15 protein-coding genes are annotated in these 13542 nt (G+C 55.7%); 6 read left to right on the forward strand and 9 right to left on the reverse strand.

All coding sequences use genetic code 11. From position 1 onward, the window contains the following. Positions 1–20 precede the first annotated feature (20 nt). Entirely contained in the window at positions 21–1670 is a 1650-nt protein-coding gene (locus tag SPG90_RS17260) for a methyl-accepting chemotaxis protein (protein WP_045402276.1), read from the reverse strand. 243 nt (positions 1671–1913) lie between these two features. On the opposite strand from SPG90_RS17260, the gene ytfE reads away from it, so the two are divergent. Beyond that, positions 1914–2576: an iron-sulfur cluster repair protein YtfE gene (gene ytfE, locus SPG90_RS17265; protein WP_045402273.1), complete on the forward strand. Its 663-nt coding sequence runs from the start codon at positions 1914–1916 to the stop codon at positions 2574–2576. Positions 2577–2672: 96 nt separating this feature from the next. Here ytfE and cycA read toward each other — a convergent pair whose 3' ends face one another. Together cycA and fklB are read right to left on the reverse strand one after the other, a co-directional pair. Further along, entirely contained in the window at positions 2673–4082 is a 1410-nt protein-coding gene (gene cycA, locus SPG90_RS17270; protein WP_126303717.1) for a D-serine/D-alanine/glycine transporter, read from the reverse strand. Between the two features lie 311 nt (positions 4083–4393). After that, a complete protein-coding gene (gene fklB, locus SPG90_RS17275) occupies positions 4394–5014 on the reverse strand; it encodes an FKBP-type peptidyl-prolyl cis-trans isomerase (protein WP_008502892.1) in 621 nt (206 codons plus the stop codon). A 233-nt stretch (positions 5015–5247) separates the two neighbouring features. On the opposite strand from fklB, the gene SPG90_RS17280 reads away from it, so the two are divergent. After that, on the forward strand, positions 5248–5892 hold the full coding sequence (locus SPG90_RS17280) for an OapA family protein (RefSeq protein WP_045402269.1): 645 nt from the start codon (positions 5248–5250) through the stop codon (positions 5890–5892). 67 nt (positions 5893–5959) lie between these two features. Here the strand turns inward: SPG90_RS17280 and rplI are convergent, their stop codons facing one another. The 4 genes from rplI to rpsF are packed head-to-tail and all read right to left on the reverse strand — an operon-like array spanning position 5960 to position 7399. After that, positions 5960–6409 carry a 50S ribosomal protein L9 gene (gene rplI, locus SPG90_RS17285; protein ID WP_023310148.1) on the reverse strand — a complete coding sequence of 150 codons (450 nt, stop codon included), beginning with the start codon at positions 6407–6409 and terminating at the stop codon, positions 5960–5962. 41 nt (positions 6410–6450) lie between these two features. After that, a complete protein-coding gene (rpsR, locus tag SPG90_RS17290) occupies positions 6451–6678 on the reverse strand; it encodes a 30S ribosomal protein S18 (protein ID WP_000135199.1) in 228 nt (75 codons plus the stop codon). Between the two features lie 4 nt (positions 6679–6682). Next, positions 6683–6997: a primosomal replication protein N gene (priB, locus tag SPG90_RS17295; protein WP_008502895.1), complete on the reverse strand. Its 315-nt coding sequence runs from the start codon at positions 6995–6997 to the stop codon at positions 6683–6685. Positions 6998–7003: 6 nt separating this feature from the next. Beyond that, a complete protein-coding gene (gene rpsF, locus SPG90_RS17300) occupies positions 7004–7399 on the reverse strand; it encodes a 30S ribosomal protein S6 (RefSeq protein WP_014068637.1) in 396 nt (131 codons plus the stop codon). A gap of 341 nt (positions 7400–7740) precedes the next feature. On the opposite strand from rpsF, the gene yjfY reads away from it, so the two are divergent. Then, positions 7741–8016: a DUF1471 family protein YjfY gene (yjfY, locus tag SPG90_RS17305; protein WP_029740378.1), complete on the forward strand. Its 276-nt coding sequence runs from the start codon at positions 7741–7743 to the stop codon at positions 8014–8016. Between the two features lie 169 nt (positions 8017–8185). On the opposite strand, the gene yjfP is transcribed toward yjfY, so the two are convergent. Beyond that, positions 8186–8908, reverse strand: a complete 723-nt coding sequence (yjfP, locus tag SPG90_RS17310; protein ID WP_045402266.1) for an esterase — start codon at positions 8906–8908, stop codon at positions 8186–8188. Positions 8909–9045: 137 nt separating this feature from the next. Between yjfP and bsmA the strand changes: the two genes are divergently transcribed. From bsmA to SPG90_RS17325, 3 genes are all read left to right on the forward strand, one after another. Then, on the forward strand, positions 9046–9375 hold the full coding sequence (gene bsmA / locus SPG90_RS17315; RefSeq protein ID WP_029740376.1) for a biofilm peroxide resistance protein BsmA: 330 nt from the start codon (positions 9046–9048) through the stop codon (positions 9373–9375). 136 nt (positions 9376–9511) lie between these two features. Then, positions 9512–9799: a DUF1471 family protease activator YjfN gene (gene yjfN / locus SPG90_RS17320; RefSeq protein WP_032645202.1), complete on the forward strand. Its 288-nt coding sequence runs from the start codon at positions 9512–9514 to the stop codon at positions 9797–9799. Positions 9800–9971: 172 nt separating this feature from the next. Then, positions 9972–11903: a methyl-accepting chemotaxis protein gene (locus SPG90_RS17325; RefSeq protein WP_047173998.1), complete on the forward strand. Its 1932-nt coding sequence runs from the start codon at positions 9972–9974 to the stop codon at positions 11901–11903. Here the strand turns inward: SPG90_RS17325 and SPG90_RS17330 are convergent. Next, positions 11900–13522 carry an isovaleryl-CoA dehydrogenase gene (locus SPG90_RS17330; protein WP_126303719.1) on the reverse strand — a complete coding sequence of 541 codons (1623 nt, stop codon included), beginning with the start codon at positions 13520–13522 and terminating at the stop codon, positions 11900–11902. The two genes, SPG90_RS17325 and SPG90_RS17330, sit on opposite strands and share 4 nt — an antisense overlap. Positions 13523–13542 lie beyond the last annotated feature (20 nt).

Consider the following 13542-nt stretch of genomic DNA (forward strand, 5'->3'; position numbering starts at 1 on the left):
AACCGCCACCGGGCAAGTCCTTAAAACGTTTCCCAGTTCCCTTCAGACGCCGCCGCTACGGGCTGCGCTTTGGGCACATAGGTTTTCACCGGCGCCGCTTTGACCGCCTGGTTGCGGGTGATTTTGAACACCGCCACCGCTTCGTTCAGGCGTGCAGCCTGATCTTCCAGCGCCGCCGCCGCGGCCGCAGACTCCTCCACCAGCGAGGCGTTCTGCTGGGTCACGCGGTCCATTTCGGCTACCGCCTGGCCCACCTGATCGATACCACGGCTCTGCTCGTCAGAGGCCGAGGCAATTTCACCCATGATGTCGGTGACGCGGGTGACCGCATTGACGATCTCCGCCATCGTCTCCCCGGCTTCGTTAACCAGCTGGGAGCCCGCGTTCACGCGCTCGCCGGAATCATCGATCAGCGCTTTGATCTCTTTCGCCGCCTGGGCGCTGCGCTGGGCGAGAGTGCGCACTTCCCCAGCCACAACCGCAAAACCACGGCCCTGCTCGCCCGCGCGCGCCGCTTCCACCGCCGCGTTCAGCGCCAGAATGTTAGTCTGGAAGGCAATACCGTCGATCACGTTAGTAATTTGCGCGATTTTACTGGAGCTGGTGGCGATTTCGTCCATTGTACGCACCACGCCTTCCACCACGTTACCGCCCTTCTTCGCCGTTGAGGAGGCGTCCAGCGCCAGACGGGACGCCTGACGCGCGTTATCGGCGTTCTGCTTCACGGTTGCCGTCAGCTGTTCCATGCTGGCTGCCGTCTCTTCCAGAGACGCGGCCTGCTGCTCGGTACGGGAAGAGAGATCGTTGCTGCCGGCAGAAATTTCACCGGCACCAGTGTAAATCGTATCTGCGCCTTCACGCACCACGCCCACGGTGTTCGCCAGCGAGGTCTGCATCTCCTGAACGTTGCGCGCCAGGATAGCCATTTCGTTCTTACCTTCAGCCTGAATCGGCTGGGTTAAATCCCCTGCCGCAATGGCGCGAATATGGTTAATCACCTCTTCCAGAGGCAGCAGCAGCACGCGGCGCATGGCTACCCAGCTGGAGATAATCACCACAATCACCAGTAGCATAACCGCAGAGAGGATCCACAGGATGCGCTTGTAGTCGCTTTCATTGTCCTGGATGCCTTTATCGGTAAGCGTTGCCTGCGCTTCACGCCATTCACGGTAAACCGCCTGCATCGCAGTCTGCTTTTGCTCCGCGTTCTGCTTGAACATGTCTTCCAGATTGCCCTGGCTCAGCAGGACGTTCATTTGCGTCAGCGTTGAGGAGTAAATGCGGTACTGCTCCTCCAGACGCTTGGCCAGGTTCTCGTCCAGGCCCGGCGTATTTGGCAGGGCATAGTATTTATCGTAATGGACCTGCGCATCGGCGAGCAGATTTTTCGCCGTGTTGACCAGCTCATTGAGCTGCCCACCGTTAATCTGAGAGGCCATGCTGCTTTGCAGACGCAGCATCCCGCGGTTCAGCGTCACGCGCGCCTGGTTCAGGCTGATCCACGCATCGGTAAACTCCGCCACGTTCTTGCTGGAGAGCTGCGACACGGTGAAATTGTCTTTATCGTTATTCAGCGCGTTGATAAAGATACCCGCGGAAATCACTTGCATGATGCCGAGCACAAGCAGCACCGAAATCAGAAGGGTAATGACTTTTATACGTTTAAACATGCGTTGCCTTTGTTATATGCAGGTTTGTCTGACGTGGATATATCGGCAGGCGCGGCGGGTTGTTTACTGTTTCTACACCTTTAAAAAGTTTCTAAACCACTTTCCTGAGCCCATTCAGAGAGTTAAACGGGGTATTTTTTTGTGATCTACATCTCACTTCCCCCTTCCCTCTAAAGGGTTATAGCGCTGGCTTAAAGATGCATTTAATATGCACCTTATATTATTGATGACGAGGTAACTGCTATGGCCTTTCGCGAACAACCCCTTGGTGAGCTGGCGCTCTCCATTCCTCGCGCTTCTGCGCTGTTTCGTAAATACGATATGGATTACTGCTGCGGCGGTAAGCAAACCCTGGCGCGTGCGGCCTCACGAAAAGAGCTGGACGTTGAGGTGATTGAATCAGAGCTGGCGCTGCTGGCCCAGCAGCCCGTCGACAAAGACTGGCGAGCCGCCCCGCTCGCTGAAATCATCGACCATATCATCGTGCGTTACCATGACCGTCACCGTGAGCAGCTGCCGGAACTGATCCTGCAGGCAACCAAAGTTGAGCGCGTCCATGCCGACAAACCGTCCGTACCGCGCGGTCTGGCGAAATACCTGACCCTGCTGCACGAAGAGCTTTCCAGCCACATGATGAAAGAAGAGCAGATCCTCTTCCCGATGATTAAGCAGGGAATGGGAAGCCAGGCGATGGGGCCTATCAGCGTGATGGAAAGCGAGCATGATGATGCAGGCGAACTGCTGGAAGTGATCAAACACACCACCCACAACGTCACGCCGCCGCCAGAAGCGTGCACAACGTGGAAAGCGATGTACAACGGCATTAACGAGTTGATTGACGACCTGATGGAACACATCAGTCTTGAGAACAACGTTCTGTTCCCGCGGGCATTAGCTGGGGAATAAAAAAGGCCGCTGCGGCCTGATGCCCTCACCCCGCCCCTCTCCCACGGGGAGAAGGTGCAAAAACTAAAAACGGCAACCGAAGTTGCCGTTTTGCTTTTACCTTACGCCTGCCATACGTTTCTTACCGATAAACACCCAGCCCAGCCCCAGCGCGATAAACCATAGCGGCGTGACGATGAGTGCCTGACGGGTATCATCTTCCAGCGTCAGCAGAACCAGCACGAAGACGAAGAACGCCATGCACACCCAGCACATCAGCTTGCCCAGCGGCATCTTGTAGATCGACTTCTCATGCAGGTGCGGACGCTGTTTGCGATACATCAGATAGGAACAGAGGATAATGGTCCAGACGAACATAAACAGGATCGCCGAGACCGTGGTAATCATGGTGAACGCGCCAATCACGCTTGGGTTTACGTAGAGCATCACCACGCCGCCCAGCAGGCACATGCAGGAGAAGGTCAACCCTTTTGCCGGTACCGCGCGCTTCGACAGCTTGGCGAACGCGCTCGGCGCCACGCCTTCCTGTGCCAGGCCAAACAGCATACGGCTGGTGGAGAACACGCCGCTGTTCGCGGAAGACGCCGCAGAGGTCAGCACCACGAAGTTAATCAGGCTCGCGGCGGCAGGCAGGCCTACCAGCACGAACAGCTCAACGAACGGGCTCTTGGTTGGCACCACGGAGCTCCACGGCGTCACGGACATAATGACGATCAGCGCGAAGACGTAGAACATGATGATACGCAGCGGAATAGAGTTAATCGCGCGCGGGAGAGACTTCTCGGGATCTTTGGTCTCCGCTGCCGTCGTGCCCACTAGCTCAATGCCCACGAACGCAAATACCGCGATCTGGAAGCCGGCAAAGAAGCCGCTAATGCCTTTCGGGAACCAGCCGCCGTCATTCCACAGATGGGTAAACGACGCCTGAACGCCCGTTGGCGACTGGAAGTGGGTGAGCACCATCACCAGACCCACGACGATAAGCCCGACAATCGCCACGATTTTGATCATCGCGAACCAGAACTCCATCTCACCGAACATTTTAACGGTGGCGAGGTTCAGACTCAGCAGCAGAACAATGACCGCCAGCGAGGCGACCCAGTCCGACAGCCCCGGGAACCAGAACTGCGCGTAGGCGGTAATCGCCACGACGTCCGCCATACCGGTGACGACCCAGCAGAACCAGTAGGTCCAGCCGGTGAAATAGCCCGCCCACGGCCCGAGCAGGTCAGAAGCGAAGTCGCTAAAGGATTTGTATTCGAGGTTCGAGAGCAGCAGTTCACCCATTGCACGCATCACGAAGAAGAGCATAAAACCGATGATCATATAAACGAAGATGATCGACGGCCCGGCGAGACTGATGGTTTTGCCTGACCCCATAAACAACCCGGTACCGATGGCACCCCCAATCGCAATGAGCTGAATATGACGGTTTGTAAGATTGCGCCGTAGCGACTGTTCAGACGTCGCCTCTTCTGTAGCGGCGACTTTGACCTGATCTACCATGTAATTTTCCTGTTTATGCCTGTCTGTGTTGTTAAGGCTCTTCTGGCCTTTAAAAACGTCAAAAAAATGACGGTCCCTTTGTAAGGGTTTATCGATATTAGGTAAGAATCGGCGGGATGAATACTATGATTTAGATATTATGTTAATAATATGTTGAAAGTGAGTGTCATATCACTCATACAGCGCGAAACAGCTCACAAAAATACACGCAACAGTTTCGTTTGCAAGATAAAATGTTGATAACACCGTAACTATAGGTTTATGCACTATTTTCCTCTCCCCAAACGGGGAGAGGAAATAAGAAAATTCGATTACAGAATTTCCAGCAGCTCGACTTCAAAGACCAGGGTGCTGAATGGCGGAATGGACGCGCCAGCGCCGCGCTCGCCGTAGGCCAGGTTATGCGGGATAGTCAGTTCCCATTTGGAACCCACTGGCATCAGGGTCAGAGCTTCAATCCAGCCAGCGATCACGCCGTTAACCGGGAACTCAGCCGGTTCGCCGCGCGCCACGGAGCTGTCGAACACGGTACCGTCGATCAGCTTACCGGTGTAATGCACGCGAACGTGATCGGTACGCGCCGGGATTGCGCCGTCGCCCTGATTGATCACGCGGAACTGCAGACCGGATTCGGTGCTGTTCACGCCTTCACGCTCACGGTTCTCTTCCAGATATTTCACACCTTCGGCCGCCATCTCTTCGAAGCGCGCGCGACGCACGGCGTCAGCACGTTCGTGGATTTCACGCAGCGCACGGTGCACAACGTCTACCGGAACGGCAGGCTGTTTGCCTTCCAGCGCGTCAGCGATACCCGCCACCAGCGCTTCTGGTAACAGACCTTCCAGGCCGGATTCGCTCAGCTGCTGTCCTACCTGCAAGCCGATACCGTAACTTGCCTGCGCTTCGATAGTGTCAAAAGTCGGGGTGGTCATGGGTTTTCCTTCCATCACATTTAAAGTAGCGGGCAGCATATCAGCCATGCCCTTATGGGTAAAACTTTGTCTGAAGTTAAGGTGACAAACCGCGACGAAACAGAAACAATAGAGATAACCAGGATTAATCCCGAACTGATGTCACGGATGTCGGGTTTACTACGCCGTTCAGGCAGTTAGCAAACTATACTTCGGGGCACAGGATAAAAAATACGCGGAGCAGGAGGAGTGCCATGCCCGGGCGATTTGAACTGAAACCTACCCTGGCGAAAATCTGGCAGGCGCCGGACAATTTTCGCATCATGGACCCGCTGCCTCCTCTGCATCGCAGAGGGATCATCATTGGCGCGCTGATGGTGATCGTGGGCTTCCTGCTTCCTTCCGGGGGCGATGATGTCGATACCGCCCCCGTCACCCGCAATGCCCAACTGGACATTCAATCGCAGACGCGGCCGCAGCCTGACGCACAGCCGATGCAAACGCAGCTTGTGACCCCGTCTAACGATCCGGGTCAGGTCGCGCCGGTTGAGCCAGAACCCATTCAGGATGAACAGCCGCAGGATCAAGCCGCCGCCCCGTCTCAGCCTCAGACGCAACAGCCTACCGGCATTGAGCAACAGTGGCGTTCCTATCGCGTAGAGCCGGGCAAAACGCTGGCACAGCTGTTCCGCGACCACAACCTGCCGCCAACCGACGTGTATGCTATGGCGAAGGTGGAAGGTGCGGGTAAACCGCTCAGTAACCTGCAGAATGGACAGATGGTACAGGTTCGCCAGAATGCCAGCGGTGTGGTGACAGGATTAACAATTGATACGGGAAATGGACAACAGGTGCTGTTTACCCGCCAGCCAGACGGCAGTTTCATCAGGGCGCGTTAAGACCTGGATCTGTAAAAAGCAAAACGCCGGCACAAGGCCGGCGTTTCAACGTGAGCAGAGTAAAAAATTACTCAGCTACAACGTTAACAACCAGTTTAGCGAACACTTCGCTGTGAACCTGGAAGTCAACTTCGTGCTCACCAGTGGTACGCAGAACGCCGTTCGGCAGACGAACTTCGCTCTTAGCCACTTTCACGCCTGCTGCAGAAACTGCATCAGCGATATCGCGGGTACCGATGGAACCGAACAGTTTACCTTCGTCGCCTGATTTAGACGCGATGGTAACGGTGCCCAGTGCGTTGATTGCTTCAGCGCGAGCGTTAGCAGCCGCCAGAACGTCAGCCAGTTTGGCTTCCAGTTCAGCGCGACGTGCTTCGAAAAACTCTACGTTTTTCTTGGTAGCTGGAACAGCTTTACCCTGTGGAACCAGGAAGTTACGTGCGTAACCCGCTTTAACGTTAACCTGATCACCCAGGCTGCCCAGGTTTGCTACTTTATCAAGCAGAATAACTTGCATTACCTTATCCTCTTAAAGTCGTATTAATGGACCGTGCCCGATTACTGATGACGATCAGTGTACGGCAGCAGGGACAGGTAGCGAGCGCGTTTGATAGCGCGAGCCAGCTGACGCTGGTATTTTGCACGAGTACCGGTGATACGGCTTGGGACAATCTTACCGCTTTCGGTGATGTAGTTTTTCAGCGTTGCGATATCTTTATAGTCGATCTCTTGAACGCCTTCCGCGGTGAAACGGCAGAACTTGCGACGACGGAAATAACGTGCCATATGGCTAGTCTCCAGAATCTATCAAATCAATCTGCTCGGCATGCAGAACCATTTTGCTCAGGCCGTTCTTTGCCTTGTGGCAAGAGATGAACCCCTGAACGATTACTGCGCTACCGACCGTTAAACTGTGAGTAATGGCCTGGTTTTCGTGTCCGCTAATAATAACGGGCATTTGGCACCACGCCTGCCGGTGAAACCCGGCTTCCTCTTGCACAGAACGATGCTCAAGCACGAACTGGCAATGCGGAATTCCTGATGGACTGACCTTTCGAAGGGGAGCCCTGCATACGATGCCGGACAACGCCAGACGGTTGGTCATCAGAAATTACTCTTCAGAATCCCCAGCATCAGAATCATCTGCGGTTTCGTTTGCGAAATCATCGCGACGCTCACGGCGCTCGTCTTTCGCTTTAACCATCGGAGATGCTTCGGTAACTGCGTTTTTGGTACGCATAACCATGCTGCGGATAACGGCATCGTTGAAGCGGAAGGTAGTTTCCAGCTCATCGATCACTTCCTGCGGCGCTTCAACGTTCATCAGAACGTAGTGTGCTTTGTGCAGTTTGTTGATCGGGTAAGCCAGCTGACGGCGGCCCCAGTCTTCCAGACGGTGGATCGTACCTTCTGCACCAGTGATGGCAGCAGAGTAACGCTCGATCATACCCGGAACCTGTTCGCTCTGGTCAGGATGGACCATAAAAACGATTTCGTAATGACGCATCGAATTGCTCCTTACGGATTATTCAGCCTCCTGTCTGGGTCAGCCGAGGCCCGGGGAGGCAAGGAACGTGTTAAAGGTCGGCTGAAAAATTGACGCGTCATAATACTTGCGCGCCCCTGGAAACTCAAGCTGATTGCACAAATAATTCGCACAAAGCGCGAAGCGGGTCTAAGTGGGTGATTTAAAATTGGTCACACCCGGAAGCGTTGTTTTTTTGAACAACTGCATCAGAAATGGTCACGCATCCCCGCCGGATGAGTGATTACACTTTAATCAGAGATCGCCTGAATTAAAGAAGGAGCATCCCCCCTCTCGCAGCACGTAGTCGTGGAGCGCATATCATGAAAAAAATCGCATTAGCCATAATGGCGGCGCTTTTGCTCAGTGCAAACGCGATGGCAGCCATTAAGATAGACAGCCGACAGGCCAGAAACATGGATGATGTGCAAAGCTTGGGCGTAATTTACATCAATCATAATTTCGCCACGGAAAGTGAAGCAGATCAGGCATTAAACGCAGAAACCGATGCGCAGGGCGCAACCTATTACCACGTGATGTTAACCCGTGAGCCCGGCAGCAACGGCAACATGCACGCCAGTGCAGATATTTACCGATAACGCTTTAACGCTAGCACCAGGAAAGCCAACAACGAGAACATAGCCATAGATGACGTTGCCCCCTGCCCGGGGGCTTTTTTTTGTGAATGGCTCCGGAATACTACCGGTAAAATAACCCCTCAGAGATCCTCCATAAGCGGGAAGATATGGACATCAAAGTCCTGCGCGTTTACAGGTGCTGGCGGAAAAACGCCACCGTGGCGTCGAGCGCCGTTGGCGTGATGCGGTGGCGGACGCCCGGTTCCCACAGGCAGGTCAGATTACCGTCCAGCCCTTCATTCATTAACGCCTGCTGCAGACGGAAGGTTCCCTCAGGCGGGACCACATCATCCGCGTCACCGTGCCACAGCAACAGCGGGCGATCGGCCACGCGCGGCAATGCCCGGGTCACTTCCCACTTTGCCAGCGTCGCGGTCATTTCCGTTAAATCCTGAGGGGGAAAAAGGGTCTTCGCCAGCGAAGTAAAGTAGCCCGAGCCCATCAGACAGGCGACAGACTTCACTTCAGGATGATGCGTCATAATCCCCAGCGCCGTCATACCGCCCATCGACGCCCCGGCTACCGCCAGACGATTGTCGGCCACCAGCCCTGCCTCATAAAGCGCATCGCGCAGCCCGGAAAACTCGGTCAGACTCCCGTGCAGAATGTGCCAGAACTGCCCCAGCCGCGCCTGTTCATTACCCGTAAAGCGTGCGCCGTGGTCGGGTGCATCTGGCATCATCACGCGAAAACCCGCCTGCGCCAGCGCTACCGCAAAATAACTGTAAACCAGCTTCGATGAGGTAAACCCATGATAAAAAACCACAACAGGCAGCGGTTTATCACGTTTACCCGCTGGCATCGCGTGTAAAACTTCATGGTCGCCGAGGTGGCGTATTTCAATTTCAATCATTGTCGACCCTGTGCGAATCTATGATTCATAATGTTGAGAACTGGGTTACGCTTTCGCGTCATTTTCATTCGAAATATACGTCCCAGATAACACTTCGGGAACATTCCCCCAAAACTAAATTCACAGACAACTACACTATGGCTATCAGGAAACGAGATATGGTTATGCGCAGGTTTGCTGCTTTATTGCTGGTCTTTCTGCTGAGTGGCTGTAGCGCGCTGCAGGGAACGCCGCAACCCGCTCCACCGGTCGCCGATCATCCACAGGAGATTCGTCGTAATCAGACGGAAGGATTACAACGAATGGGCACCATCTCCGCGCTGGTTCGCGGCTCTCCGGATGACGCAGAATCGGCAATAAAAGCGCAGGCCGTCGCTGCCAAAGCAGATTATTACGTCATCATTATGATCGACGAAACCATCATAACGGGACAGTGGTATTCACAGGCTATTTTGTACCGTAAATAATGGTTTTCCTTTGAACGAGATTTACACTGCTTTGCGTCCATAGACATTTTCCTGTCCACAATAAACTCCACGCCCGCAACAATGGAAGGGAGTTTATTAGCGAAGGATTGCCCGGCGGATACCGGATATATGTGAAATGGAGCTGACAATGAAACGAACTCTTGCTTTGACCTCACTGTTGCTCTCAGCTGGCCTGCTGAGCACCACCGCGCAGTCAGCAGAATTCGCCAGTGCTGATTGTGTGACTGGCCTGAATGAAATTGGCCAGATCTCCGTGAATAATATCTCGGGGAGCCCGCAAGATGTTGAACGTGTCGTGGCATTAAAGGCCGATGAGCAGGGTGCTTCATGGTATCGCATCATCCAGATGCAGGAAGATAACCATATCGACCACTGGCGGGTACAGGCCATTCTCTACGTGTAAACTCCCTCCTGATAAAAGCCACTTACTTTTAGTGGCTTTTCGTTTTTGCAAATTTTTTATCTTGTATAAAACCAATAAAAAACAATTTAATAACATTTTGTTACATTAAAACAGTAAACGTAATCCCCGCTCTGCCGTTGAAGAACCATAACTTTTCAATGATGAGCAATTTATGATCAACTTTTTCCGCCGTGCGGGCCTGGGGTCGAAACTCTCGCTGCTAACTGGCGTCAGTGTCGCCACGCTGTTTCTGCTATTCACTTTTCTGCTCAGCCAAAAAGCGAGCCAGCAGCTTGAAGCCCTTGCGGTCGAAGATCTGCATAATCAGTCCACCGGCATGGTCGACATGGTGCAGATGTTTAATACCAGCCTGAGTGAAGAGGTTGAGAGCTATACCCGTCTGTTCACCACCTTTTTACCGCAGCCCCTGAACATTGATAATTCCCAACCCCAGACGATTAACGGGCTCAGCGTTCCGCTTCTGAAAGGCGGAGAAACCGGGCTGCATGAAAATAACACCCTTTCGGACGAGTTCCTGAACCGTACGGGAGCCATTTCGACGCTGTTTGTACGCAGCGGTAACGACTTTGTGCGCGTAGCCACTTCCCTGCGCAAAGAGAATGGCGATCGCGCTATGGGTACCGTTCTGGATAACGCCAGCCCGGCCTTTGCTGCCGTCAACAAAGGTGAAGTCTACCGCGGCCTGGCGCTGCTGTTTGGCAAACGCTACATCACCCAGTACCAGCCCGTTAAAAACGCCGAAGGGCAGGTCATTGCGATCGTCTTTGTCGGGGTGGACATCACCCACTCCTGGAACGTCATGCGCGAGAAAATCCTCAACCGCCGCCTGGGCGAGAGCGGTCACTTCTTCGTGCTGGATCGCAGCAACGGCAAAACGCGCGGGCAATACCTGTTCCATGCCGGCGAAGAGGGAAAACTGCCGAAGTGGGACGCAGCGACGCAGCAACAGCTTCTGAGTGACAAACCCGGCACGCTGGAGCGTACAAGCGACGACGGCCGGACGCTGAAAATGGCCTATACCCCGCTGCCGGGCTGGAACTGGACTATCGTGGGCGAAGTGGATAAATCGGTGCTGCTCTCAAGCGTTACCGCCATGCGCGATCGCTTCCTGCTGGCCGGCGTGGTCTTATCCATCCTTTTTGCTGGCCTGTTCGTGGTCATTATTCGCCGCGTGCTGACCCGACCGCTGCGCAGCGTAATCCATCTTGCCAGACAATATGCCGCAGGGGATCTCCGCTCCAGCCTGCCCGTGACGCGTCAGGACGAAGTCGGCCAGCTGATCGATGCTATCAACGGCATCGGCGGCGGCCTGCAAAAAATTGTGCTGCAGGTTCGTGAGGCCGCAGGCGAGATCCATTTGGGCACCAACGCGCTGGCCGCCGACACTGGCGAGATTTCAGAGCAGATCAACAAGCAGGCCAGCAGCGTGGAAGAGACGTCCGCCAGCATGGAGCAGCTGGCCGCCACCGTGCAGCAAAATGCCGCCAACATGGAGCAAACGCAGCAGCTGGTGGGTGAAACCTCGCTTGCGGTTCATCAGGGCGGTGAGACGGTCACCCACGCGGTGTCGACCATGGACGACATTCGCGAAGCGTCAAAACGCATCGAAGACATCACGCGCGTGATCGAATCCATCGCTTTCCAGACCAATATTCTGGCGCTGAATGCGGCAGTGGAAGCCGCCCGCGCAGGCGAGCACGGAAAAGGATTTGCGGTAGTCGCGCAGGAAGTTCGCGCGCTGGCGGGACGCAGCGCTAACGCGGTGAAGGAGATTGAACAGCTGATTGGCGATACGCTCAGAAAAGTGAGTGAGGGTCATGCGCTGTCTGAACAAACACGCCTGGCGATGGACGACATCATCATTCATATCGATAACATCAGCCAGCTGGTCACCGAGATTAACCATGCCTCACGCGAGCAGTCCGCCGGGATCGGCCAGGTGAACCTCGCCATGACCCATATTGGCGAAGCGTCGCATATCAATGCCGATCGCATCTCACGCAGCGAACAAACGGCCCAAACGCTGCGCGAGAAGGGTTCGCACCTGACTCAGCTGGTGAGCCTGTTCCAGCTAAAAGGCTAACCGACTCTGCCCGTCGCACGCAGCAGCAGGTCGCTTTGCACCTGCTCGCTCATCAGCGTGCCGCCACGGGTATCCAGCATCATGCGGCACCACGCCTGCGCCACCGGGGGCGATGCGTGCCGCAGCATCTGGCTTCCGGCACCCAGCAAGAAAAGCTGCTGTGCGATCTCCCGCGCCTGCGCCTCCTGCGGTTTACGCAGTTTTTGCTGAAGCTGTCGCCAGCTGCGGTCGAAGTGTCTGTCCTGCCCTTTCACCTGCGCAAACTCGTCGGCAAGCAGGTCGTGAATACCCGGCTGCTTCGCCAGCACGCGCAGCACGTCCAGACACATGATATTACCTGACCCTTCCCAGATGCTGTTCACCGGCATCTCGCGGTACAGGCGGGGAAGTTCGCTCTCTTCGCAATATCCGATCCCGCCCAGCACCTCCATCGCCTCCGCGACAAACGGGATGCCCGCTTTACAGACGCTAAATTTCGCCGCCGGGGTAAACAGCCGCGCCCAGGCGGCCTCTTGCGGATCGGCACGCTTGTCCCACGCGCGGGCCAGGCGGAACAGCAGCGCCGTGTGCCCCTCCAGCACCAGCGCCATCCGGCTTAATACCTCGCGCATTAAAGGCTGATCGATGAGGTTTTTGCCGAAGGTCTGACGCTGATGGGCATGGTACAGCGCCACCGAGAGCGCCCGACGCATCAGTCCGTGGCTGCCCAGCACGCAGTCAAAGCGCGTCAGACCGCCCATTTTGAGGATCTGCCGTACCCCTTCGCCCTCTTCCCCCAGCAGCCAGCCGGAGGCATCAAGAAACTCCACCTCGCTGCTGGCGTTGGAGCGGTTCCCGAGCTTGTCCTTGAGGCGCTCCAGCCGGACGGCGTTGCGCTGTCCGTCAGGCAAAAAGCGCGGCACAAAAAAGCAGGATAGTCCGCCCTTCGCCTGGGCCAGCACCAGATGCGCATCGCTTTGCGGGACGGAGAAAAACCATTTATGCCCCACCAGCCGGTAGCTGCCGTCGCTGCATTTTTCCGCTTTGGTGGTATTGCTGAGCACGTCCGAGCCGCCCTGCTTTTCCGTCATCCCCATACCGATCAGCAGGCCGCGCTTTTGCGCGCCGGGAGCCAGATGCGGATCGTAGCGATCGCTGAGCAGCGGTGTCAGCCAGTCGTGAAATATTTTGGGGAGCGCCTGCTGCAGCAGCGGCGTGGCGGCGAACGTCATGGTGACAGGGCACAGCGTGCCCGCCTCCACCTGCGCATGCAGCACAAAGCGCGCGGCCCGAGCGACAAACGCCCCTTTACGCGCCTCCTCTTCCCACGCCAGGTTATGCACGCGGTTGGCGCAAAGCCCCTGCATCAGCAGATGCCAGGCCGGATGAAAACGCACGTCGTCCAGCCGCTCGCCCGTGGCGTCATAGCGTAACAGCTCGGGCGGATTAACGTTTGCCAGCCTGCCCAGCTCCAGTGATTCCGCCGTACCCAGCTGCTGGCCAATGCTGGCGAGGAGTTCGATATCCCACTCGGCCCCTTCACGCGCGACCGCATCGCGCAGGGCGCAGTCCGAGAGGAAAAGGTTGCTGTTGGAAAGCGGTGCAGGTTGATTGAAAACGGTGTGGGTCTGCCAGTGCATGCTGTCTCCCTCCTTCAGTG

Origin of the sequence: Enterobacter sp. D2, from assembly GCF_034427575.1 — a bacterium.
Classification (GTDB): Bacteria; Pseudomonadota; Gammaproteobacteria; order Enterobacterales; family Enterobacteriaceae; genus Enterobacter; species Enterobacter cloacae_M.

Bases quoted from the DNA above. Each gene is read 5' to 3' on its own strand.
- rpsF (WP_014068637.1), bottom strand. From the start codon at position 7,399: ATGCGTCATTACGAAATCGTTTTTATGGTCCATCCTGACCAGAGCGAA.
- rpsR (WP_000135199.1), bottom strand. From the start codon at position 6,678: ATGGCACGTTATTTCCGTCGTCGCAAGTTCTGCCGTTTCACCGCGGAA.
- fklB (WP_008502892.1), bottom strand. From the start codon at position 5,014: ATGACCACCCCGACTTTTGACACTATCGAAGCGCAGGCAAGTTACGGT.
- rplI (WP_023310148.1), bottom strand. From the start codon at position 6,409: ATGCAAGTTATTCTGCTTGATAAAGTAGCAAACCTGGGCAGCCTGGGT.
- SPG90_RS17330 (WP_126303719.1), bottom strand. From the start codon at position 13,522: ATGCACTGGCAGACCCACACCGTTTTCAATCAACCTGCACCGCTTTCC.
- SPG90_RS17280 (WP_045402269.1), top strand. From the start codon at position 5,248: ATGCCCGGGCGATTTGAACTGAAACCTACCCTGGCGAAAATCTGGCAG.
- cycA (WP_126303717.1), bottom strand. From the start codon at position 4,082: ATGGTAGATCAGGTCAAAGTCGCCGCTACAGAAGAGGCGACGTCTGAA.
- bsmA (WP_029740376.1), top strand. From the start codon at position 9,046: ATGGCTATCAGGAAACGAGATATGGTTATGCGCAGGTTTGCTGCTTTA.
- ytfE (WP_045402273.1), top strand. From the start codon at position 1,914: ATGGCCTTTCGCGAACAACCCCTTGGTGAGCTGGCGCTCTCCATTCCT.
- SPG90_RS17325 (WP_047173998.1), top strand. From the start codon at position 9,972: ATGATCAACTTTTTCCGCCGTGCGGGCCTGGGGTCGAAACTCTCGCTG.
- yjfP (WP_045402266.1), bottom strand. From the start codon at position 8,908: ATGATTGAAATTGAAATACGCCACCTCGGCGACCATGAAGTTTTACAC.
- priB (WP_008502895.1), bottom strand. From the start codon at position 6,997: ATGACCAACCGTCTGGCGTTGTCCGGCATCGTATGCAGGGCTCCCCTT.
- yjfY (WP_029740378.1), top strand. From the start codon at position 7,741: ATGAAAAAAATCGCATTAGCCATAATGGCGGCGCTTTTGCTCAGTGCA.
- yjfN (WP_032645202.1), top strand. From the start codon at position 9,512: ATGGAGCTGACAATGAAACGAACTCTTGCTTTGACCTCACTGTTGCTC.
- SPG90_RS17260 (WP_045402276.1), bottom strand. From the start codon at position 1,670: ATGTTTAAACGTATAAAAGTCATTACCCTTCTGATTTCGGTGCTGCTT.